Origin of the sequence: Hahella sp. CR1 (assembly GCF_029813005.1) — a bacterium.
GTDB lineage: Bacteria > Pseudomonadota > Gammaproteobacteria > Pseudomonadales > Oleiphilaceae > Hahella.
On record NZ_JAPELK010000006.1, the window covers coordinates 91,803 to 113,279 of the forward strand.

A 21,477-nucleotide genomic window follows, 5' to 3' on the forward strand; every position below is an offset into this window, starting at 1 on the left:
TTGTTTTTCGTCCTTGTTGTTATTGATTTACGATGGCCGCCGCCAAGGCTTCCAGAAATTCCGCTTTGTCTCCTTCGCTGATCGACGCCAGTGGTGGACGGGTGTCGCCGACGGGATAACCGATGTAAGCGCAGCCGACTTTGGCTTTCTGGTTATAATCCGCTTTCTCCTGATTCTTCAGGGCGGGGAGGATTTTGCGCATGCCGTCCCGCAAGCGCTGATAGTCGCCCGCTTGCGCCGCCTCGATCAACGCCACATGTTCCTTGGGAAGATAGTTGGCCGCGCCGCCGATCCAGGAGCGCACGCCCCAGAAGAAATAATCCGCCGCCTGATCATCCGAGCCGCATACCACCTGAAAGTTCGGCAGGTCCGCGTTGATCAGGGTCAGTGCGCGACTGAAATCGCCGCTGCTTTCTTTGATGCCGATGATGTTCGGGTCACTGGCGAGCTCCATGACGGCTTCTATGCTGATCTCCACGCCGGAACGGGCGGGGAAGTTGTACATGATGATCGGCATGCCCACGGCTGAGCTGACGCTTTGATAATGCTGAATGATTTCGTGTTGCTGAGGCAGGCAATAGATCGGCGGCGCCAGCATGAGGGCTTGATATCCCATCTCTTTGGCTTCCTTCGCTTTGGCGATGGAGCCAGCGGTATGCGTATCGTTTACGCCGGCGATCAACAGCGTGCGGCCGCCTGCCTGTCTGGCGATATACGCCATCAGGTCGCGGCGCTCCTCCGTGCTGAGCGTGTAGTATTCGCCTGTGGTGCCGCAGGCGACGATCCCTCGTACGCCGGAGTCTATGAGGTGGTCAAGCAGTCGGCCCAGCGCCGGATAATCTATCTGATTCCGGTCATCGAAGGGGGTGACGACAGGAACCAGTACGCCATCTATGTTCATCCTTATTTCCTTTGCGATCGGTCGTTTTTGTTTTCCCGCCCAGTCCCTTTGTTGAGCCAAGGCGACTGAGTGGGGCATCACTTTTCATCTTATGCAAACGGTATATTGTATACAATATACATCGCTTTAAAATTTGGAAGGTTAGTCATCGCAGAGAAAAAATTGTTACGGCGAATCGCAAAACAGCCGCTATGGAGCGTCAACCTCACGACGGATCATGAGAGTGAGAACCAAAGAGGAGATAGAAAGAAGAGATAGTAGGAGATTGCCAAGCAGAGAGCTGAGGCTGGGAGTTGGCGTCCTTGCCATGGGGGAAATGTCCCTATAAAAACGGGCGAAACCGAAGTATTGCGTGGTTTAGCGAGGACCGGTCTGTGATTTCAGAATCCCCGGCAAATTAGACGCGTTGTCCAGTTTGTAGGGATACATGTCGATGTCATAGAGAACGGCGTCGCCGCTGTCCCGTTTGGGGTCGGTCGCCGACGAGCCGGTATAAACGTTATTGGAGGCTTTCATGTAACCGGATTCATTCCAGTGTGGAGAGCGGGCGTTTTCAAAATGGTTATTCTGAATCAGACCCTGCGCGCCATTGGATGTGCTGATGGAGAAATAGGTGATGTTATTCCAGTAGTTGTTATAAATGTGCGCGCGAGTATCCCAGCCATATAGCTTCGGATTGCGGCCGGATGCGCGGTCCCAGAAGTTGTGGTCTATCGTGACATGGGAATCCTGCACCAGCATGGTGTAGTGATGTTGGTTGCCGCAAACATAAGGATTGTAGCCATCAAAGTGGTTCCAGCTCAGCGTCAAGTTGCGGCTGTTTTTGATATCAATATGTCCGTCACTGATCATTTTGGCTCGAATATGGTCCACCCATACATGACTTGAGTTCTCAATGGTGAGGCCGTCGCCAGCTTCTACCAGATGTGGATTCACGCCTTCGATCGTTAAGTTTTTGACGATGATATTTTTTACGCCGTAGAAATTTAATGTAGCGCCAATGATGCGACTGTTTGCGCCTTGGCCCATCAGCGTTTTATTGGATTTGATATGTATCCGGCTTTCATCGCGGTTGACCGATACGGTGTCATTGGATGTGCCGCCGAGCTCCGTACATGTCTGGCTGCCGACCGGGACTCTATAGAAGGTTTTGTTCTGGTCCTGGTAAGCGGGACAGGTCATGGCGCAGGCGCTGACTTTACGTACTGGCGTACGGCAGTCAATCGTTGTGTTGTCTGGAACGATGACTGTTTTGGAGCCTTCGGACGTCAAGGCGGAAGTCAGCGTCTGGCAGTTGGTGGCGATAACCGTCGCGCCGCCGGCTCCGCCAGTAGTGGTGGTGAGGCCGTCAGACCCGGGCTGCCCGGCGAATCCATTAACCTGGCTGCATTCGCCGTCAATAGGGTTGAAATACCAGCGCTGCAAGCCGCTGCCTGTATCCGTTGACTGCACGATGCGGGCGCCCATATCCGGCGTTTGCGCGGTGAGCGCCTTCTCGGTATGGCGCGCCCGAATGCTGTATCCGCCGGTGCTTGATTTCACCAGAAACCATTGCTGGTTGAGGCCGCCCCAATAAGGCCACTGGATGAGATCGGCGTTGTCATGTTGAGCCAGGTTAAGAACGTCCAGCGCCAGATTGGAATGCGTGGCTTCAATCTTTATGTTGCCGCCGCCGACATCCGTGACTCTGAATTTCTGGTTGGCGGAGCCCTTTGTGCGCCACTGAATCAACGCCGCGCCGTCTGCCTTGCTGTATCCTTCGATGTCCAGCGTCAATCCGGTTTCTCTGTTTACAATGCTATAAATTTTTCCGCTGACCGGCGTTGCTTCACAGTTGGCCGCTTCAGCGAAAGAGGGAGTCAATAACGTGGCGGTGAGTAATGACAGGCTGACTGCGCAAAAGCCTATCCTGTGTGTTTTCATGTTCATCTTTTATCCTGAAATGACTTGCTTTGTATATTTGAGAAACCGAGGGGGCGAATTGAATATATTTTTATGGGGGTGAAGAGTATATGGAATAGAGTTTCTTTTGTGAGGTTTTTCACGGGAAAAGATAACTTAACTTTGTTTTTATAATTATATATTTGAGGCTTATATTTAATGGGTTAAGCCTAATGGTTTATTTTTCTATGAGAGCTTATGTTGCGCTAGATGAGAGGGATTTTTAATTGGGTGTCAACTTCTGTTAAGTTAACTTTATTAATTAAATGGTATTAAGTTAAATGGCCGTGCGAAAAGCATTTTAAGACAAGTGTATATTTATGGTTTGGGCGTATTTCGAGTAATACTTATTAGGAAATTCCTGTCAGAGAAGTCAGGCGTGGAGTAGACGCCTGACTATTCGACACTTAAAAGCGACTCAAACGCAAAGACTGTAGATCGATGGTTGGCGTTTGATCCGTCGCCAACTGACGCACCAGCTCACCGGTCAGCGCGGCTTGAGTAAGCCCCAAATGTTGATGTCCGAACGCGAGAATGATCTGGCGGCGTTCGCCGACACGGTCAATGACGGGAAGCGAATCGGGGAGAGAAGGGCGGAATCCCATCCAGGTTTCGCCCTGGGCGTCGTCCAGTCCGGGTAGCAATGCGCGGGCGTGAGTGGCGAGCATGGTCGCCCTGCGCATGTTGGCGGGCTGTTTTAAACCGCCGAACTCAACGGTGCCGGCAAGACGCAATCCTTCGCTCATAGGCGTCATGATGAAGCGCCGTTCGGCGGAGGTGACGGGAATCGACAGAGAAGCGCCCGCGTTGCGCAGCATCAGGTGATAACCGCGCTCCGTATCCAGAGGGATCGACTTCCCGGTCAGTTGCTTCACCAAAGGTTTGGACCAGGCGCCCGCCGCCAGCACCAGTTTGGGAACCCGAATCTGATCCCCATCACAGTGCAGTTGCACACCCTCGGTCGTTGGCGTAGCGCTATTCACCATCTTGTTCAGCACGGTTCCGCCCCGGCTTTGAAAGAGCGCCCCCAACGTGCGGGTGAGGTGATAGGGGTTGGCGGTATGGCCGGTTTCCGGGAAAAATACGCCGTGTTTGACTGTCGCCCCCAATCCGGGCTCCAGTTCTCGCGCCTGAGCGCCATTCAGAACCTGGGTTTTGACGCCGCGAGTGCGCAGCGTGTCCAGCGTAGTTTGATAGCTTTGGAAGCTGGCGTTGCGTTCGAAGGTCAGCAATGAGCCGTTGACCCGGATCTGGCTTTCCTCGCCTGTGCCCGCCAGCAGGCGACGCCAGGCGGGCAGGGAGGCGGCGTTCAAGGCTTGTAACGCCTTACCGCTGCGATTGTAAGAGGCTTCGCGGGTATTGAGCATGAAGCGAACCAGCCAGGGTGCGATATGAGGCAGATAGGCCCATCGGATCGCCACTGGTCCCAGCGGGTCCATCAGCATGCCGGGAATCTTCCACAACAGGCCCGGCGTGGCCAAAGGCAGTATCTGCTCCGTGGCGAAGTGTCCCGCATTGCCCCGGGAGCACCCTTCGCCGACGCCACGACCGTCAATAAGACTAACCTTCATGCCCGCCTGTTGTAGCGACAGGGCGCAACAGACGCCGACTATACCGCCTCCCAATACCGTGATGTCCGTGTCCAGCTCTTGCATTGAAAGTCCTCTTCATTTGTGAAATTGAATATTGTATAAAATATACATTTATCTGAGGGCGGACAATCCATCGCCAGTTACGATGGCTGCTGATGGTTGAATTCGTTCTAATGACAGCCCAAGCATCACTGCAAAAATAAGACAAGAAGGGATATGGATATGAGAGAAGGCACGTTTTTCTGTATCGACGCGCATACCTGCGGCAATCCGGTGCGACTGGTGGCGGGAGGCTATCCGGCTTTACCTGGAAGCACCATGAGCCAGAAACGGCAGTACTTCATGGAGCACTACGACTGGATTCGTCAGGCGCTGATGTTTGAGCCTCGCGGGCATTCCATGATGTCTGGGTCCATTGTCTATCCCCCTTGTTCCGAGGACGCCGACGCCTCGATCCTGTTTATCGAAACCAGCGGCTGTCTGCCCATGTGTGGTCATGGAACCATTGGAACGGTCACCGCGGCCATCGAGAACGCGATTATTCGTCCCCGGGTTCCCGGCAAACTGATTCTGGACGTACCGGCGGGCAAAATCGCCATTGATTACGCGCAGCAGGGCGCCAAAGTCGAAAGCGTCAAAATCTATAACGTGCCGGCTTATCTTGCGCACAGCGAAGTGGCGGTGCAGGTTCCCGACATTGGCGAACTGGTGGTGGATGTCGCCTATGGCGGCAACTACTACGCCATCATAGATCCGCAAAAGAACTTTCCCGGATTGGAGCACTTCAGCGTGGATCAGATTCTGCGCTTCAGTCCGTTGATTCGTCGTATTGTCGATGAAGTGGTGGAATGCGTTCACCCTGACGACCCTACCGTACGCGGCGTATCCCATGTACTCTGGACCGGCAAACCTAAGCAGCCCGGCGTGGACGCCCGCAACGCTGTGTTCTATGGCGACCGCGCCATCGACCGCTCTCCCTGCGGCACCGGCACCAGCGCGCGCATGGCGCAATGGTTCGCCAAAGGTAAACTGAAAGTCGGCGATACCTTTGTGCATGAAAGCATCATCGGCAGCCTGTTCCAGGGCCGAGTGGAAGATGTGGCGACAGTGGGCTCCTATCAGGGGATACGACCCAGCGTGCAAGGTTGGGCCAGAGTCTATGGTCACAACACTATCTGGGTGGATAGCGAAGACCCCTACGCCCATGGATTTGAAGTGAAATAATAAACACGCCCGCACAAATCATCGCTCGCCCAGAGGAAATTTTCTTGACTACTGCAGCGAGCGCCTAAAATGATACTATTAATCAGGCGGATAAATAGCTTCCTTCTATTTGTCCGCAACGACAGGACCTGCGCATGTCAGGCCCTGTCTCCCGCGGCTAGCCGCCGCGCAGGCGCATCCATGCGCCTGAGTATTAACATGCCAATATCATTGCCATGTTAATATCGCCTCCTTTTTTGACACCCGGGATCATTTATTGTCCGTTATGAGCACCGCAGCCGTTTATAAAACCCGTACACAGATGGTCGCAGATATTCTGCGTAAAAAAATTCTCTCTGGAGAAATTGTGGCGGGGGAACCTTTGCGACAGGACGCCATCGCCAAAGAGTTTAACGTCAGCCGCATCCCGGTGCGGGAGGCGCTGTTGCAACTGGAAGCGCAGGGGCTGGTTTGTTTTGAGCCCCACAAAGGCGCTACGGCGACAGAGTTGCGTCCTTCGGAAATTCGCGAACTGTTTGAGCTGCGGGCGTTGATTGAATGTCATGTGCTGGAGCAGGCCATCGACAACATGACTGATCTGGATCTGGCCGCAGCGGAGAAAATACTTAAAGCCTTCGAGGAAGCGGTGGAGAGCGGAGATCAGGTGGAGAGCTGGAGCGAACTGAATTACGAACTGCATGCCGCCCTCTATCATCCCGCCAACCTGCCTCAGGCGATGGAAGTGGTGCGTAGCCTTAACATCAAATCCGACCGCTATATCCGTCTGCAATTGTTGTTCACTACCGGCATAGAAAAGGCCGAAAGGGAACACGCGGATTTATTGGAATTCTGTCGCCAGCGCAACAAGAAAGCGGCGTCGGCGTTGCTGAAAAAACATATTCTGGAAGCCGGTCAGGCCATTCATGATTTACTGATCGAACAGGCGGGCGGCGCGAGCCACTGACCACGCAATATCGCCGCCGCGCAGGCGCATTCATGGGCCTGTTTATCAACATGCCAATATCATTGCCATGTTAATAATAACGCGTTAAATCGAGGTGTTTATGACATCGTTCTGGGTGGTGGATACGAAATGTAAAGTCGCGCCGGAGAGTACTCTGCCGCAGGATGGCAGCGCCTATTACTATGGTCGCAGCGTCGTTCCTGCGCAAACCCGGGAAGAAGCAATCGAGAATCTGACGCGCTATCTTGCGGACGACGGCATTCGGGTCGAGGAAGTGCAATCAGCCGTGCTGTATGAAAACGGCCACTGGGATGCAGTGGACGAGTTTGAATTGCCCCAAAGCTATGCCGACGCCAAGTTGAACAACGAGATTGAAATCGGGTGTTTTATCTCGGAAAACGCCCGCAATGAAGTTTAAGGCGGCGATCCCTGCCGCCTCTCTTCTTATGAGTGACTCTAACGCGGCGAGGTGATCAGGCGGCTGTCCGCGCTTTTGATCGCGCCGCTTTTCTAACGGCTGCGCCAAGCAAGCCTAAAGATAACAGCGCCCAAGCGGCTGGCTCCGGCACGTCATGGGGCTCTCCGGCGTCAAAGGGCGTAAACTCGCCAGCGACCTGCAGACCGGTGATGGCGCCTTCAAAGATAGCGAACCCAAAGCCCAGTCCGAACGCATCGCCTACGCCGGCAATGCTCCCATCCACGGGATATTCGGCGAAGTCCACCTGATAGAAAATACCGTCGCCCCAGGCGCCGTCCGCCCGGTAGCGGGAGTTGGGCGCATCCGGCGCATAACCAATTTCACTGTACGCCGTCAGCAAGGCGAAGCGCAGATCGTCCGTGCCGTAAATAGTTAGCTGATAAGGCGAGAAGCTGGCGCCGGAGAAAAAGACGCGGTTGATACCGTCAATATCGTCCGGCGCGGCGCCGACGCCTGAATTTGAAAGTTCATTGCCGCCGGCATGGTGATAAACGACATCCCCGGCATGGTCCGTCCAGGCGACGCTGGCGTCAAACTGATGGCCTTGTTCATCGCGCAAGAACGCGGGAGAGTCGCCCACCGCCACTGGATTCCAGTGCGCGCCGCCAGTGCTGAGAACGCCGTCCGCGCCGACGTAGGCGGTTTCAGTGTTGTTCGCTGTGAAGTCGATATTGATCACTGTGGCGGATGCGGGAAGCGCGCAAAGTGCGAACATGGTCGGCGCCAGGGATCGGCTGAGTTGTTTTAGTAGGGGATTCATAATGTGACTCCAATGCCTTTGATGAGCAATTCTCCCAGTGGCCTGGAAGAGCGTTGTAAGTTGCGAGCGATGGTTGCTCTGCGTTGGAGTGAACTTTAAGAGATTCGGCGCGGGTCTTACTTGTCAATTTCCGCTGTCTTCATGTCAAAACCGCTCATTAAGAGCGAGTACAAGTGTTGAGGCGCGTTATTCATCCCTGAAATAGCTATTCAGCTCTGACATAGTCACGCAGATGCGCCAGTAATTCCGGTACGCTGATTTCGGAATAAGCCTGCGTCAGTTCGAAGTAGCCATATTGAACCCAGTCCGCGTACCAGGCGCGGTTATGAGAAGGGCTGCTGATGGTGATGAGATCTTGCCCAACCGCCAGGAACTCTCTTGGACTCATGCCGTAGTACATCTTCACCGACTTGTTCAGATGCGACAAATCGTAGAAACCCGCCTCCGCCGCGGCGTGCGTCAGGTTATGGGCGATACTGTAGCGCTCGAAGAAATATTGCAGGCGACTGACGATCTTGTATTTGTTATAGCTCAGGCCGTTTAAGGCGCTGAATAAGGTCATGAATCGGGTCGGGCTCAAATGCACCTGCGCGGCTATCGCGTCGACGGACAGGTCGCTGGTTGGATTGCGGATGATATGGGCGACCGCCTTGGCGATACGCTTATCGTATTTCTTCAACGTAATGAGGCTTTCCTCCCCATAGATGGCGTTGAACAGACACCAGGTGGCGATGGGATGGGGGATGTCGCTTTCGTCAAGATAGAATAAGGTTTGCTGCAGCAAATCACCATCCTGCTTGTAAAAGACGCCTTCTACGCAGAGGTCCCAGGCGTAATTGCGCAGCAAAAAAACATGATCCTCGGCGGCGGGATTGAGCGGAAGCAACGCCATTCGCGGCGCTTCCGAACTCACTGTAAACGGTTTGTTGGGCTCCAGCAGAAACGTATTAGAACAATACCGCTCTCCCAAGAATTCAATGACGAACGGCTGACTACCCATTAACAGGGTGGGCGTAATACCCATTGAATGATGGGGCTGTGGTCGACCGTTGTAAAAGAGCAGGGACTTATCGCCCCATTCGTAAAGCTTTGGCTGCATGAACGTGAATAAAAATAAAATCCAAACAAGAGATGATAAGGAGTTATGTTAGCAAATGCGCGCGACGCCAGCTTGCAATAACCTGTTGCGTCAGGCTTGTCCGGCTTGGTTTAAAACCACGGATAAACGCCTATAATCATTCAACAAAACGGACTTCCCCTGACCATCTGCAAGCAGACTGACAAAACCCATCATGGCTACTCTCAAATATATACTGGCTCCCATCTGTTTATTATTCGCCGCCGCTCATGTGAATGCGGAATACTGGTGCGGCTACAGTGATGACAATCTCCGCGACTGGCGGGTCAACAAGGCCAGCGAGTGCCGCTTGCCGACAGGGGCGGGGGAGTTGGTGCTGATCGAAGCCGAAAAACACTTCAATGTATCCAGCAATACCTGGTTTACGCCGGTGAAAGGGCGTCACCCTGGCGCTGTCTTGCGCAAGTGCGAAGGGGGCAAGGCGGCTACATTAACCGGGGACACCATGCTGACCACCGCCAAGTTGCAGAAAATCTGCAGCCTGAAAAAAGATGGCGGGCATGAGTTACTGACTTCCGATGGCGTTCAGGCGACAGTGGAATGCCAAAACTATCAGGCCACGAATATCAGAATTAAAACGGAAGCTGGCGAGAAAGACTGCGGTATGCCGGAGGTTCTGAAGGTGGCGACGCCGCACTTCAAAATCGAGTCAGCCAAGTATGGTCTCGACAGCGCGGACGTCACGCGACGGGGCATCGCGCCGGAAGAGGAGCTGTGTTCGCTGGCGGTGACGGACCCGACCTATCCTGAAGATCTCACCATTGCGTTTGTCTGGGGCGATGTCGCCTGTCATTTGACCAATTACTACCAGAACAGGCATGCCTGCGGCTGGTTCGCTAATGATAACGGCATGCGCGGTTCGAAGATGTCCAGTTTTTACGCTCAACCGGTGCTGGCCAAACTGTGCCAGAAGACCAAAGACGGCGAAGTGGAGGTCACCAAACCGTTTCGACGTCTCGATAACCATGATGAAAGCCTGTCCTACGTAAAGGGCTATATCCAGTGCGTCAAAGGCGCGCCGACGGGCATCAAGCTGGCGATTAAACCTCTGGTCGGGGAAACACAGGAAAAGCAGTGTCCCATACCAGAGCCGTTGCTGAAGGATAAGCCCGTTCATAAATCCTGACCGTCGAAGAATGGGCTCAGTGAGTCCCATTCTTTTTGTTCTGGTTGCTGCGTTGCGTTTTGTTGTAGCGGTGTCTCAGTTCGCCGATGGCGGCAGCGGTCAGAATAAGGGCAATAATTAGCGCGATGTTCATGGGGTTTCTCCGTTTGCGTTGTTGATGAAACGGATGTTAGGGCGACCCCATGTGCCGCTGAATCTCGCGGCTATCCAATCGCTCTCTAATTTATCTCAAATTTATATTAATGCTTTTAAATCAATGTATTGAAGGGCGCGTGCGAGCCTGAAATCAGGCGGTTCAATCGAATAAATGATTGTCGATCAGCACGGCGGAGACCTCGCTGAGAGGGATGACTGCATCGAATGTTTCCCGATTGCGCAGCTCCTGCAGGCGAATCACTTTGGCTCCGACTTCTTTTAATACCCCGTGCAACTCGACGCCGGAATTCAGCAGCACGCCGATCTTTTTGTCCGCCTGTCCGCGCAGCACGTCTTGCAGAGAATCACTCTCTTTGATCACCAGTTTGGGCTCCGCGGCAAGCGAAGTCGTCGACATAAGAGCGATCCATATCCCAAGCAGCCAGGTTTTAGCATTCATGATCAGTACCTTTAAGATCCCAATGGAACATTCATCTATCGGACTATTAACATGGCCTGACATGCGCAGGCCCTGTCGTGACGGACAAATAGAAGGAAGCTATTTGTCCGCCTGATTAATAATATAACGCGCAGGTCTTCTCAACGGGGTCGCCTACGACGGGTTTGAACGACAACTGAATCGCCTTGGGCTGCTGTTGCTCGCATAGAAGGTAGGCGTCCAGCGAGGTTTTGTCTTTGTGCTCAGGACGCCACCAGCCTGTTGGGGTTAAGGCGACTTTGTCCGCGCCGTCGGCGCAGCGGCTTTGCAGTTGTTCCTGGGTGAAGAAGTCGCTCACCGTTGCACCAGTGCGTTGCGCATTGTGACTGACCACGCCGCATCCAACCGGATTCGAGCTGCTGTCTGTGCAGCGTTGTGTGCCCCATATCCAGCCGAACTCAATGGCGTCGATCCAGGTGGGGTCTTCCGCGGTTAGAAGGCAACTGGCGGTTTCATCAATGCCAAGACCTGCTAGTTCGTCACGGCGAACCCCGTACCAGTACTCCGGATCTTTAACGGCGTTAGGGTGATTCGTGGTTAAGGCGGCGGGCAGGGCGCAATGTTTTTCCGCCGTCGACGTCTGCAAATGAATGGATTGCGGCAGGTATCCCGCACAGACCAGCGACGCACGAGCGCCGCCGCGTTCGGCGATGTCGACTTCGCCGTCGCCTTGCGCCATGCAGCGATCTTTTAAAGTGACGAAATTCAGCAGGCTGTTATTTTTGTGCCCTTGCCGCTTGTGGTTGTTCTCACAGAAGAAGATGTCGCCGGCGATATCGCCTGTGTCCGCGGAGAGGTAATAAGAGGAGCTGATCTGCGCCATGCGCTCGCCGATGGCCAGGCCAAACTGACCCAGATCCGTCTCCAGCATGCAGGCGCTGGCGGGGTCGATGCCCAGGCGCTCCATACGTCCTGCATCGACGCCACACCAATAAGTCAGCGCCGGCGGCGCATCCTCACGGCCATACATGAGCTTGACGATAAGCGCGCCCCCCGCCAGCAGGAGTAACGAGCCGCCCACTATCATGGACCTTTTGCGCCGTGGCGGGGCGCTGGATGTGGTCGAGTGAGGCGTCGCTTCTGTTGCTGGTTCAGCAGGCGGCGGTTCTATGGCGTTATTCGGCGCTTTTTTGGTCTCCGGTTCGGGAGCTGGAGTTTCCACAGGCTCAACGGGAGGTGGGGAGGCCATATCCGTTTTGGGCGCATACGGAATGACGGAGACTTCCTTGAGCAGGCGGTAGCCCTTTTTAGGAATCGTCTCGATGTATTCAGGGGCTTCACTGCTGTCGTTGAACGCTTTGCGCAATTGCCAGATGGCGGTATTCAGCGCCTGCTCGCCGACATATTCGTTTTCATTCCAGACTTTCTGTATCAGTGTTTCCCGGCTCACTGTCCGACCGGGATTTTCCGCCAGCGCCAGAAGCACTTTGCAGACTTTATCGCTCAGCTGATGCTCCGCCGCTTCACGATAGAGCCGGTTCGTTTCCACATTGATGCGCCACTCGCCAATTTGCATTTCTTCATAATCTCGGTCGGACACGGGGCACTCCTGCGCTGAAAACGGTTGGATTGCATTATACAAATCTCTTACCGGATATCAGCACAGGAGTTAAGAGTTATTCTCAATTCACTGGGCTCGCCTATGGTTGTTCAGGCCACGCAGATTTTAAGTTCAGATTCGCTCAGCCATAACTGCGAAGGGCAGATGCCGAACAATAACTTGTGGCACTTATTTAAGTGCGCCAGATCCGCGAATCCGGAATCATGCGCGGCGGTAGTCAAATTACGGCTGCGGGAAAACTGCTTGATGAAATACATCACACGAACCCCCAGGCGAAAGCGCGAGAATGAAATATTGGTTTCCTGCTTGAACAATCGACTGAGATGCGCGGCGGAAATCGGCATAAGTTCCGCATAATCGTCGATGGATTGGGAAAGATCCGGATTCTTCAACAATAATTCGATCAGCTTGCGAACTCTACGATCCATTAAAGGTGGAGCAAGCGGATATTGTTTAGGGTTAAGAATCTGATCCAATATCTCCTTGGCGTCATTGGCGCACGGTCGTCTCTTATATAAGTCCCGGAAAGCGCGTGCAATATCACACGCGTCCAGGAAATCAAAAAGAAGCCCGTCCTGCTCACAACAATAATAGTTATAAGTCAGGGTGGTTTTAATATTGCGCCAGAAATGAGATGACACAAATGCAATACGTTGGTTGCTTAAAATGAAATCGCAACGGACATTAGCGGGAATCATCAAACAGCGCGTGGAAATAACCTCGCCATTCGCCAGTTTAACGTCAAACTCATTATCCAGACTGACAATGAAACTATCGGCAATATGTTGCCAATGATAGGTCCCGTCAAAGCGACCCATATAAAGACATAAATTGTTCCAATGATAATACAGCGACTGATCCATTTTTCACCTCACGCATCGATCAAATGTCAATGCGATCGATTATCGAGAGGCGACGATTTTCATGAATCTCGCGGGTATCCGGTTTCTCTCCAATTTATCTCAAATTTATATTTATTATTAAAAATCAACTAGTTGAGTCTGAAGTGGCGCCGCTCTCCCAACCTCCGATAAAGGCTGCTCAGCCAGTGCAAATGGGTGCCGTTAGCGCTTTTTGGATGTGGATGAACTACTGGGTCAGAGGTAGTTGAGAGGGAGGAACTACACAGTCCAGAAAATGGCAATTATTCAATGGCTTTAACTGGCGAGGGTATCTTTGAAGTATTAAGCTTGTAGAACGAGCATGCGTGGAGTACCAAAGAAATGAGATCGCGCGCTATTAAGGAAACTGATATAGACACTGTCTACAAGGTCAGTGACGATGCTTCCGAAGCAGTAAATACAACAGTTTCGTGTTCAGAGTCTGACCGGGAATTTGTTCAAAGGCGCTTACAGTAGGTGGCTGCACAGAACAGTATGAATGAGGTGGTGGAGATGGTATTCGGAAATAAAAAGATATTTGCGATTGAGTATGTCGGGTGTGGCGACGGTACTATAGAGGCAAACATATTTGTCGCTGGTCAAAATATAACACCTAATGATAATGTGCACTACGATCAATATTTAGTACATGGCGCTATAGGGAAAACTATTACACGTTTTTCCGAAAAAGTTAATTGGCAAGAGCATGAATGCGAGCTGGAAGGGGATAGCGTTAGTGAAAAATTTGCATTGTTGTGGAACTCCATGTTTTGGTTAAAGTACGAGGTTTTTAATTGGGCTCCATGTACTAGGGAGTATAGCTGCGCGGTGGTTGCGCATTTAGACAAGTTGTACTTGTGTTGCGTAAAAAACGATGAAGAGAATGTAGTCTACGCTACACCATTTCAACCTCTCAGTTTGGTGCAAGTACTATTGGATTCTCAACGGTATATTGTAGAACAATCAAAAAATCCGTGTTTAAAACTAGAGATCGATACATAACAAAATATGCTATGGATAACTTTCCTTACTCTAATCGACGTCACTGGTGTTAAGCGAAGGGCTATATTTTGAGTCACGAAGAATCGAACATACACATTTCTCGATGCGATGAGTGCGGTAGCGAATTTTTTTCTTCAGCTTCGAAGATGTCAGCGTTGTGCCCAGAATGCGCTCACCAATTATACGGCTATGAAGCGTGCGGCCACGAGTTCGATGAAGGGCGATGCATTAAGTGCTACTGGGATGGAACTGTTTCGGTTTATGTTGAAAACATAAAGAAATCGTAGTCAGGGCTGAGTCGGGACTTTAACCATCAAGGCAAAGGGTGGGGTTTGTTGGCGCATTAAACTGACTCTGAAATCTGCGCTGTAAATTTGACGTTAGGATCAATCAATAAGCGCCACTTTCAGTCAGCTCGGCCACACGGCTAGAAAAAGCCGGCGCAAGGCCGGCTTGGAATCGGGCGCTACTTGGATGCTAGATCAAGAGGCCTTGCGGCGACGCGCCGCAAAAAGGCCCGCCAGGCTCAGGCCGAAAAGGCCCAGTGCGGTTGGCTCAGGACACTCAACGGTGTCGATGGTCAGCATCTTCAATTTGAAGTGATCGTTCAGTTCGTTGCACAGCTCGCCCAACTCACCGAATGCGGGATTGTAAGCGCCAATCAACCAGAACTTGGAAACCAGATCCGTGCTGGTCGCGGTTTCTTTGGTCATGGTGTTGGAGTAGTTACCAGCCACGTTCCAGCCGTCGCTGAGCAGGCCTTCCCAATCTTTATCATTCAGATTGTAGGTAGAAGCGCCGCCGGTGTAGGCGAGCAGGGAGACATCTGAATCGTAGGCGTACCAGCCGTTTTGAAATGAGCTCAGGCTGACTGCTTCAGAGAAGGACAACATGATCATGTCAAAATCGCCATCGCGACCTGGATCATTGTCTGTGGAATGCTCTGGGGTGGCGCAACGAGTCTTGCTGTATTCGTCGTCGTTACAGACTCCAAGACCATTCCAGCGGCCCAGACGGGCGCCTTCGATTTTATCGTCCGCAGGACCTTTTGTGTCGCTCCAGCCGGTTACGGTGAGGTTCATACCGTCTTTCGAATAAGAAAGAGAGTTATTGTATGAGCCGTAACGAACGCCTTCGGTCAGGTCCCAGGTGATTTGGCTTGCATAGGCGGAAGACGCCGTCAGCGCTGATAATAACAATCCCTTGGTTAATGTTTTTAGCATATGAATACTTCTCTCCATTGTAGATTTACTTAACAAAGCAAATCGACCTCAGCAATTCCTATGCCATGCATATATATCAACGGTTTTGGCTGTATAACAAGTTTTTAATGTCAATTAGTTTGACAAAATATAAAGCGAAAACAATGTCATCTTAATGTGATGAGTAGTTACTTAAACAGGGTGAATTGATTATTAAATCGCCCGAAATAAACAATGTTAAGCAAAACTAATCTAAACCCTATAGTTAATAAGTTTGAGTCTGCCCGAATGGTCCTCCATTAAGGGATAGTCTTTTGAGAGTATATGAAAGAAAAAACCTAGGGTTTTCCAGTGTAAAGGTGGGATTACACTGATACGAGCGGCTTTATACACTTTGTTTAAAGGGCGTATGGACGCTGTCAGCAAAGTATTAAATCAGCAGAAACGACAGGCTATTCGAACGGCAGAATGCAAAAAGGCGACAATGGTGACGGTCCCATTATCGCCAAGGATAAAGCTGCTAAGGCTTAAAGAAACGGATTATTGGAGATAAAAGTTAACGGTCTTCTCGTCGCTCCAAACGCCCGTCGCATGTTCGCCCTTTATGGAAATAACATAGTTACCGGTTTGCCAGTTGCGGTATGCGCTGGACGGCGCCAGTTCCACATTGTAGGTATATGAGTAGGGGGCGTTGGAGGAGCTGGTGGCCAGCACGTTCCAGTCGCTCCAGCACTGGCTTGTAGACGAGCCTGTCGCTGGATTAATGCATTGTCCGTTACGAGTAATCTTGCGCTGGAAGCGGGAGATTTTGTCGTAACTTTTTGCGTTCCAACGAAACATAACATTACTGCTGTCGTTCTTATTGACCCGACTGGGAGACAAGGTAAGCTGGCTCAACTTGAAAGCGCCGCCAGTGACATTGATGAACGCCGTATTGCTCAATTTGCCGCGGTTGTCTTCCGCCACGACGCCCCATTCGCCGGACTGCGGCAGCAGGTTGTCTTTGGTTTTGAAAGACACGCTGTAAAGCGTGTATGGACGATAGTCATTGTCATACTCTACCCGGGATGAGAATTCCGGAGCGCTTGTGGTCACCGCCGTCGTCAATAGGTCAACGGTTTTTGACGGTACGGATACGCCCCCCGGCTTCTCCGTCAGCCAGAGCCGTTGAATCGGCGACAGGGAAGTGAACTTATAGTTATTGCTCGCTTGATAGGTCACCTGAGGGAAGAAACTGCCGTTGATGCGGAAGTGAGGATCGCCGCCGCCGGCGAAATTCTCAATGCGCTCCACCCAGTTCTGGTCGAAAAAGTACGAATCGGAAATATCCGTGTTGTAGCGTCCTTTGAAAGGATCGACCAAATGCGGTGAAATTTCCATGTGCGTATGCGTGCCGCGCAGCCCCGCGTCACCTGAGTAGCCAATTCGCGCCAGCCGTTGCAGAGAGCCGACCCGAGCAGGCAACTGGATGCGGGAGGAGGGCGCAGGCGCGCAGTTATCCGGGTATCCAGTCACATCGTTGATCATGACTGTCCCACACTCCAGGTGCAGCAAACGCGTACTCATCTTGCTCCAGCTGGGAATATCATCGATACATTGTTTCAGGGCCGGGCCCGATGGAAATGCGCGAGCGCAATCCTCCGGCGTTTTGTTCAGGTAGGTGGTCAGGTACAGATGGTTGCCGGCCGACCCCACTGGTTGATTGGGCGCATCCTCCACGCCGTCGTAAATGCCAGTCACGAACGTGTCGGCGCCTTTGGGGAACGGGTTAACGAGATAGTTGCCGGATTCGCCGGTTTTGCCGAAATCAATGAAGCTGGTCCAGAAGTCCGTTCCGCTGTGGCCATCGTAAACTGGTTTGCTGGCGTCGCCGTCGTACGGCAAGGTGCTGGAAGAGTGACTATGGTCGTAATAGCGCCAGATGCCCCGGAACTTTTTCCGTTCCACGGGTAAGGTGATTTTCGGATAGTAGCGACGGGCGAACTCTTTCGGGTTGCTGTAAAACAAGCTGCTGGCCTGTGCTTCGGTAATAGCGCCGCTTTGCAGGTCTTGTCGCAAGGGATTGCTAAAGTGATAGTCCTCAAAGCGCACGGTGGAGGCTTTCTGCGGCGACTCGCCAGCGTGGGCGATCGTAACGACAGCCGCAGCGCTTATCGCCAACGCCAAAACGCCGGGGAATGTCCGCATAAATAAGTGTGGTGAAGAACGGTTAGATTTTATTGATTGAGATGAACGCGACATAGATAAATTTCCTTTTACTATGATTGGATCTGCGCTGAGCGCCTCTTGGTGCGGTCGCTTTCAACGCAGCGAGGCCATCTTATCCACGAGGCATTTTGCTGACTTGTAAAAAAACGGCGCCATTAAAGAGGCGAGACTTAAGATGTTGCGCACTTGGAGCATGCCGATGACGGTTGTAGTTATTCTGTCATGTTCATGGGGTATATCTATCAATAGCCAGTAGCGCTTCTCAAGCCCATTCTGATCCACGAATGGCCCCTTCAAATACGCAACAGAAGTCACTTATCTATGCAAGTACGGTTGGTTGATCACTCATGGTTGGCTGCCGGGGATGGAACTCTGGATACGGGGATGATGCTGTCCCTGGTCAATCGCAAGCTGGAGCAAATCAAAGACATTGCGCAGTGGATTGCGCGCAAAAGCGGGGAATGCGCCTTGGAGCGGGTGCTCAACTACACCGCTTTGGTGAACGCGCTTTTGCGTTGCAAAGATTCTCTTACCGACCATGACGAATCCTTCAGACAGGAAGTTTTCTGCGCGCTGAACGCACACGCCACCGTGCAATTGCTGGCGGCGGAGCGGAAAATTCATTATGAGTTTGGGCATATGGATGTATGAAGCAGCTATTTCAGCAGTGAGAATAGACCACCCTCCATGCCTTTCTGCTTAAAGCGAAAAAAGAAAACGCCTGCGTCCAATCAAGTAAAAATTTCAATAGAGTATCAGGTTTTTTTAAGTAATTATTTTGTGTCTTTATTGTATCTTTTTGAAAATGGGTTGATGCGAAAAATAATATTCATTTTTTGGCGGTATTGAATATATGGTACTAGTATAAATTTTGGCGATATAGAGATCATATGCGCACGGATTGCGAAGCTCTCTGTGCGGTATTGTATCGCTCCGCTTTAAATATGAATTTGAAGTCGGTTTCTTTCATCATGTTTAAAGGACTAAATTATGAACATGAAAGCGCTCGGAGCTATTCTATTTCTAATTTCAGTTAAATCCCTCGCATCCCCATGTAATCTGGATGGCGTTGAAGCATGGGCCGCCAGCTTTCCCAAAGCCGTAATTGAAAGTCATAACAACTCACCCACTCGGGGTGTTGGAGACGTGACATATAAATATCTGTTTCCGGAATATGAATGCGGCAGAGGCGATGACTCGCCTCTGGATCTGGTTTTTATAACTATTGATGAGCTCGATGAGAGTCTTTTTGAGTTATTGTCCCGCTTGATTGAAGAGTTGCCAATTGATGCGGTGGTGACGGAAATGAATCGCGGCAAAACAGAATTGAGTGACGCCCGCTTTGGCTATTATCAATTTCTGGAAAAGGTGAAGGACTATCAGGCGCTGGGGTGCCTCTACAAGCCCCAGACGGAGCTCGCCTGCACAGTGCAAAGACAGTACGCCAAGCAGATGATAACGCAGTCCATCAGTAAATTTCGGGCGGGTCTGGACAGGTTCAACCCACAGATTGGCAAACTCCGATCCATGCGTAACAGCGGCGTAGGGTTTGAGGCGAAGCAGGGGCTGAGCAGTCTTCTCAGGCAAATCATACAGTTGACCTCTATTCAAAACACGCTTTTGTCCAGGGCGGTTGTTGAATTTAATGGCGCTGCGGACAAGCTCGGAGGATTGATTGACGGCGTACGTCAGCCCAGTCAAGAGATTGCTGACGCGGCTAGTGACGCTTGGTCAATCTATTTGGGAAACGAAGGTCAAGTCCATAATTATTTTATTACCGCCTATGAGGAAATGAGGAATCAGCTCGTGGAAAGCGAGCCGGAAAATGTAAAGCTCAAACAGTGGCTGGATTCTTCCGGAAACACGCACTGTACTCTTAAAGACGGTAATCTGGACATATATTTAATTGAGGAAGGTGACTGTGAAGTTGACGTCGCCCAGGATATAAGGCTCCTTCGGCAGAGAGAACTCTATTTCAATCAACTCTATATTCGCTCCACTGTTTTGCCATACGCCAGAAAAGTAAGTGACGACACAGGAAGTGAGCTTTCAAATCTGGATTTGAAGGCTTGGTTTTACAGAATATATAACAATAATCCTGAATATTTTGGTAGACAGGAGATAGATGGTGGCGACGGTTTGCATGGCGTTATATTCTATCGGGAGTTGTTTGATCCATTGAACTACAGAACGCACTATCAGGGGCGTGATCAAGCGCTGGCTAAATATCAGGATGAACGATTCTATATAAATTATATAAAGCGTAGGGAGAATCTGTTCAGACGTTTTGAAAAGTATCCCAATATTCAAGGTTATGGCAGCTACTTAACACCAACAAAACGTATAGGCTCCTGGTCGCCGGACCCGAGTCGTTTTCTGAATCATGGGCTTTGGCGTGAGTATTACAATAATGAAGATAAAATATCTCTGCTCTCGCAGCAAAGAGAGATATGGGAAAGTAATGACGACAACCAGGGGCTGTTGCTCAATGGATACTTCGTTGAGCCTGGATTTGTGACATTTAAGTACAGACTTGAAAATGCACAAAGTCTCTCCAGCAAAGTGACTGTGTACATCGATGGACTCTCCGTACTCGAAGATACGGGAGAGAGTGGGGGGTGGAGTCAGTTCAACGGCTATCTGTCGAAAGGCTTTCATACCTTGGAGGTATATCATTCAAATGCGGATAGCGTCGTTTTAGTCGCAGATGTAGTGCATCCGCCGCTAAGGCCGGTGCGCTGGAGCCAGACTGACGAGGCCCCGATACCCAGCGATATCGAACAGGAAGGAGACTGGCATGGCGTGCTGTGTCCTTATGGCGCCTATGCGTCAGGCGTTCAAGTCTCATTAGGGCCCTCCAAGTCTAATAACTGGGAAGATGAGCGCGGTATCGAAGCCATGCGTCTGTACTGTACAGACAAAAACGGGAACCGATCCGTCATTGTCAAAATAAAGGATGAAAGCGTCTTTACCGACTGGGGCTTAAAGTCCGCCTGTCCCCCAGGGGAACATTTCATGGATGTGAAAGTCAGGAGGAATAGCGTTCATGACGGAGGCGACGAAACCGGCGTTAACGCCATTGAGTTCACCTGTAGCGGTGGAAGGAAAGTGGCGCCGGATAATGTTCTCCACATGGGAGAGTGGAGCGATCCGTTGTCTTCCGATAAACGGGCTATTTGCGGCGTCAAAGGGAAGATTCAGTCCTTTCAGGGAAGAGACCGCGATGATACCGGGCTAAACAGCCTGGAATTCGTCTTTTGCGGTTACGAGGAGGAAACGGAAAGTGACAGGGAAGCGGAAGCGTTATTCGCCGACTATGTCGACGTTGAGGATAAGCGGCTACGCATTTTCGATATCGGTCACCCCGCCAGCGCAAACCCTGACGCCGATATCAACCCTGGCGTCGCATGCGTGACTGTAGGGGATAAATTTCCAGAAATTTTTCACGGTGATTATGTGTTCACCCATACCTTCTATGGCGGTAGACCGGAATATCGTCGCACGGATGGCGGTTACATGTTGCGCTACTGGTCTTCCGCATGGCGACTATGGAAGCCGCAATGGGTTCCAGAAGACAATAATCGTCTCAGCTATTATTGGCAAACATGGTGGGGTAGCAGCGCCTATACGCCGGAGGAGTCCTCATCGTATATATCACCGTGCCTGTAGCATTGGTTGATATCCGGGGTCTTTAGCTGGCGTCACTTGCGGTGCTGAAGCGGCGTTAAAGGGCTAATGCTCCGATACTGATACCAGTACCATGGACTCGGACGTGAGAGTTCGGGTCCATTTTTTTGCACTAATTCTGATGTCTGTCCCCTCTAAGCTGCACCGGATGCGAGCGAAGGTCTATGCGGCGTGGCTGTTAAATTGCCCTATTATAGGG

At 51.5% G+C, this 21,477-nt stretch carries 17 protein-coding genes; 7 read left to right on the forward strand and 10 right to left on the reverse strand.

Annotated features, from left to right (window positions below):
• Window positions 1–19: 19 nt before the first annotated feature.
• The 3 genes from dapA to ONV78_RS16035 all read right to left on the reverse strand — a co-directional run bounded on the left by dapA (window position 20) and on the right by ONV78_RS16035 (window position 4,497).
• Complete coding sequence (dapA, locus tag ONV78_RS16025) at window positions 20–901, reverse strand: 4-hydroxy-tetrahydrodipicolinate synthase (protein ID WP_279504549.1); 882 nt, start codon at window positions 899–901, stop codon at window positions 20–22.
• Between the two features lie 357 nt (window positions 902–1,258).
• A complete protein-coding gene (locus ONV78_RS16030; protein ID WP_279504551.1) occupies window positions 1,259–2,830 on the reverse strand; it encodes an RICIN domain-containing protein in 1,572 nt (523 codons plus the stop codon).
• 419 nt (window positions 2,831–3,249) lie between these two features.
• A complete protein-coding gene (locus ONV78_RS16035) occupies window positions 3,250–4,497 on the reverse strand; it encodes an FAD-dependent oxidoreductase (protein WP_279504552.1) in 1,248 nt (415 codons plus the stop codon).
• Between the two features lie 159 nt (window positions 4,498–4,656).
• Here ONV78_RS16035 and ONV78_RS16040 point away from each other — a divergent pair, with 159 nt between their 5' ends.
• The 3 genes from ONV78_RS16040 to ONV78_RS16050 all read left to right on the forward strand — a co-directional run bounded on the left by ONV78_RS16040 (window position 4,657) and on the right by ONV78_RS16050 (window position 7,019).
• Entirely contained in the window at window positions 4,657–5,658 is a 1,002-nt protein-coding gene (locus ONV78_RS16040) for a 4-hydroxyproline epimerase (RefSeq protein ID WP_279504556.1), read from the forward strand.
• A gap of 265 nt (window positions 5,659–5,923) precedes the next feature.
• Window positions 5,924–6,601 (forward strand): GntR family transcriptional regulator, encoded by a 678-nt coding sequence (locus ONV78_RS16045; RefSeq protein WP_279504558.1) that lies wholly within the window; start codon window positions 5,924–5,926, stop codon window positions 6,599–6,601.
• A gap of 100 nt (window positions 6,602–6,701) precedes the next feature.
• A complete protein-coding gene (locus tag ONV78_RS16050) occupies window positions 6,702–7,019 on the forward strand; it encodes a hypothetical protein (protein ID WP_279504560.1) in 318 nt (105 codons plus the stop codon).
• Window positions 7,020–7,074: 55 nt separating this feature from the next.
• On the opposite strand, the gene ONV78_RS16055 is transcribed toward ONV78_RS16050, so the two are convergent.
• Entirely contained in the window at window positions 7,075–7,839 is a 765-nt protein-coding gene (locus tag ONV78_RS16055) for a PEP-CTERM sorting domain-containing protein (protein ID WP_279504561.1), read from the reverse strand.
• Window positions 7,840–8,044: 205 nt separating this feature from the next.
• Window positions 8,045–8,938, reverse strand: coding sequence for an AraC family transcriptional regulator (locus ONV78_RS16060; RefSeq protein ID WP_279504563.1), 894 nt, complete (start codon window positions 8,936–8,938; stop codon window positions 8,045–8,047).
• Between the two features lie 193 nt (window positions 8,939–9,131).
• On the opposite strand from ONV78_RS16060, the gene ONV78_RS16065 reads away from it, so the two are divergent.
• Complete coding sequence (locus ONV78_RS16065) at window positions 9,132–10,103, forward strand: hypothetical protein (protein ID WP_279504564.1); 972 nt, start codon at window positions 9,132–9,134, stop codon at window positions 10,101–10,103.
• A gap of 295 nt (window positions 10,104–10,398) precedes the next feature.
• Here ONV78_RS16065 and ONV78_RS16070 read toward each other — a convergent pair whose 3' ends face one another.
• The 3 genes from ONV78_RS16070 to ONV78_RS16080 form a co-directional block, all read right to left on the reverse strand.
• Complete coding sequence (locus ONV78_RS16070; RefSeq protein ID WP_216738221.1) at window positions 10,399–10,698, reverse strand: hypothetical protein; 300 nt, start codon at window positions 10,696–10,698, stop codon at window positions 10,399–10,401.
• A 115-nt stretch (window positions 10,699–10,813) separates the two neighbouring features.
• Complete coding sequence (locus ONV78_RS16075; protein WP_279504565.1) at window positions 10,814–12,277, reverse strand: winged helix-turn-helix domain-containing protein; 1,464 nt, start codon at window positions 12,275–12,277, stop codon at window positions 10,814–10,816.
• Window positions 12,278–12,387: 110 nt separating this feature from the next.
• Window positions 12,388–13,161 carry an AraC family transcriptional regulator gene (locus tag ONV78_RS16080; RefSeq protein ID WP_279504567.1) on the reverse strand — a complete coding sequence of 258 codons (774 nt, stop codon included), beginning with the start codon at window positions 13,159–13,161 and terminating at the stop codon, window positions 12,388–12,390.
• 495 nt (window positions 13,162–13,656) lie between these two features.
• Here ONV78_RS16080 and ONV78_RS16085 point away from each other — a divergent pair, with 495 nt between their 5' ends.
• Window positions 13,657–14,181 (forward strand): hypothetical protein, encoded by a 525-nt coding sequence (locus tag ONV78_RS16085; protein ID WP_279504569.1) that lies wholly within the window; start codon window positions 13,657–13,659, stop codon window positions 14,179–14,181.
• 482 nt (window positions 14,182–14,663) lie between these two features.
• On the opposite strand, the gene xdp1 is transcribed toward ONV78_RS16085, so the two are convergent.
• Together xdp1 and ONV78_RS16095 are read right to left on the reverse strand one after the other, a co-directional pair.
• Window positions 14,664–15,404 carry an exosortase-dependent surface protein XDP1 gene (xdp1, locus tag ONV78_RS16090; protein WP_279504571.1) on the reverse strand — a complete coding sequence of 247 codons (741 nt, stop codon included), beginning with the start codon at window positions 15,402–15,404 and terminating at the stop codon, window positions 14,664–14,666.
• Between the two features lie 519 nt (window positions 15,405–15,923).
• Window positions 15,924–17,624, reverse strand: coding sequence for a hypothetical protein (locus tag ONV78_RS16095; RefSeq protein WP_279504573.1), 1,701 nt, complete (start codon window positions 17,622–17,624; stop codon window positions 15,924–15,926).
• Window positions 17,625–17,912: 288 nt separating this feature from the next.
• Here ONV78_RS16095 and ONV78_RS16100 point away from each other — a divergent pair, with 288 nt between their 5' ends.
• Both ONV78_RS16100 and ONV78_RS16105 read left to right on the forward strand, forming a co-directional pair.
• Window positions 17,913–18,242 (forward strand): hypothetical protein, encoded by a 330-nt coding sequence (locus ONV78_RS16100; protein ID WP_216738215.1) that lies wholly within the window; start codon window positions 17,913–17,915, stop codon window positions 18,240–18,242.
• Between the two features lie 495 nt (window positions 18,243–18,737).
• Window positions 18,738–21,260: a hypothetical protein gene (locus ONV78_RS16105; RefSeq protein WP_279504575.1), complete on the forward strand. Its 2,523-nt coding sequence runs from the start codon at window positions 18,738–18,740 to the stop codon at window positions 21,258–21,260.
• Window positions 21,261–21,477: the final 217 nt, after the last annotated feature.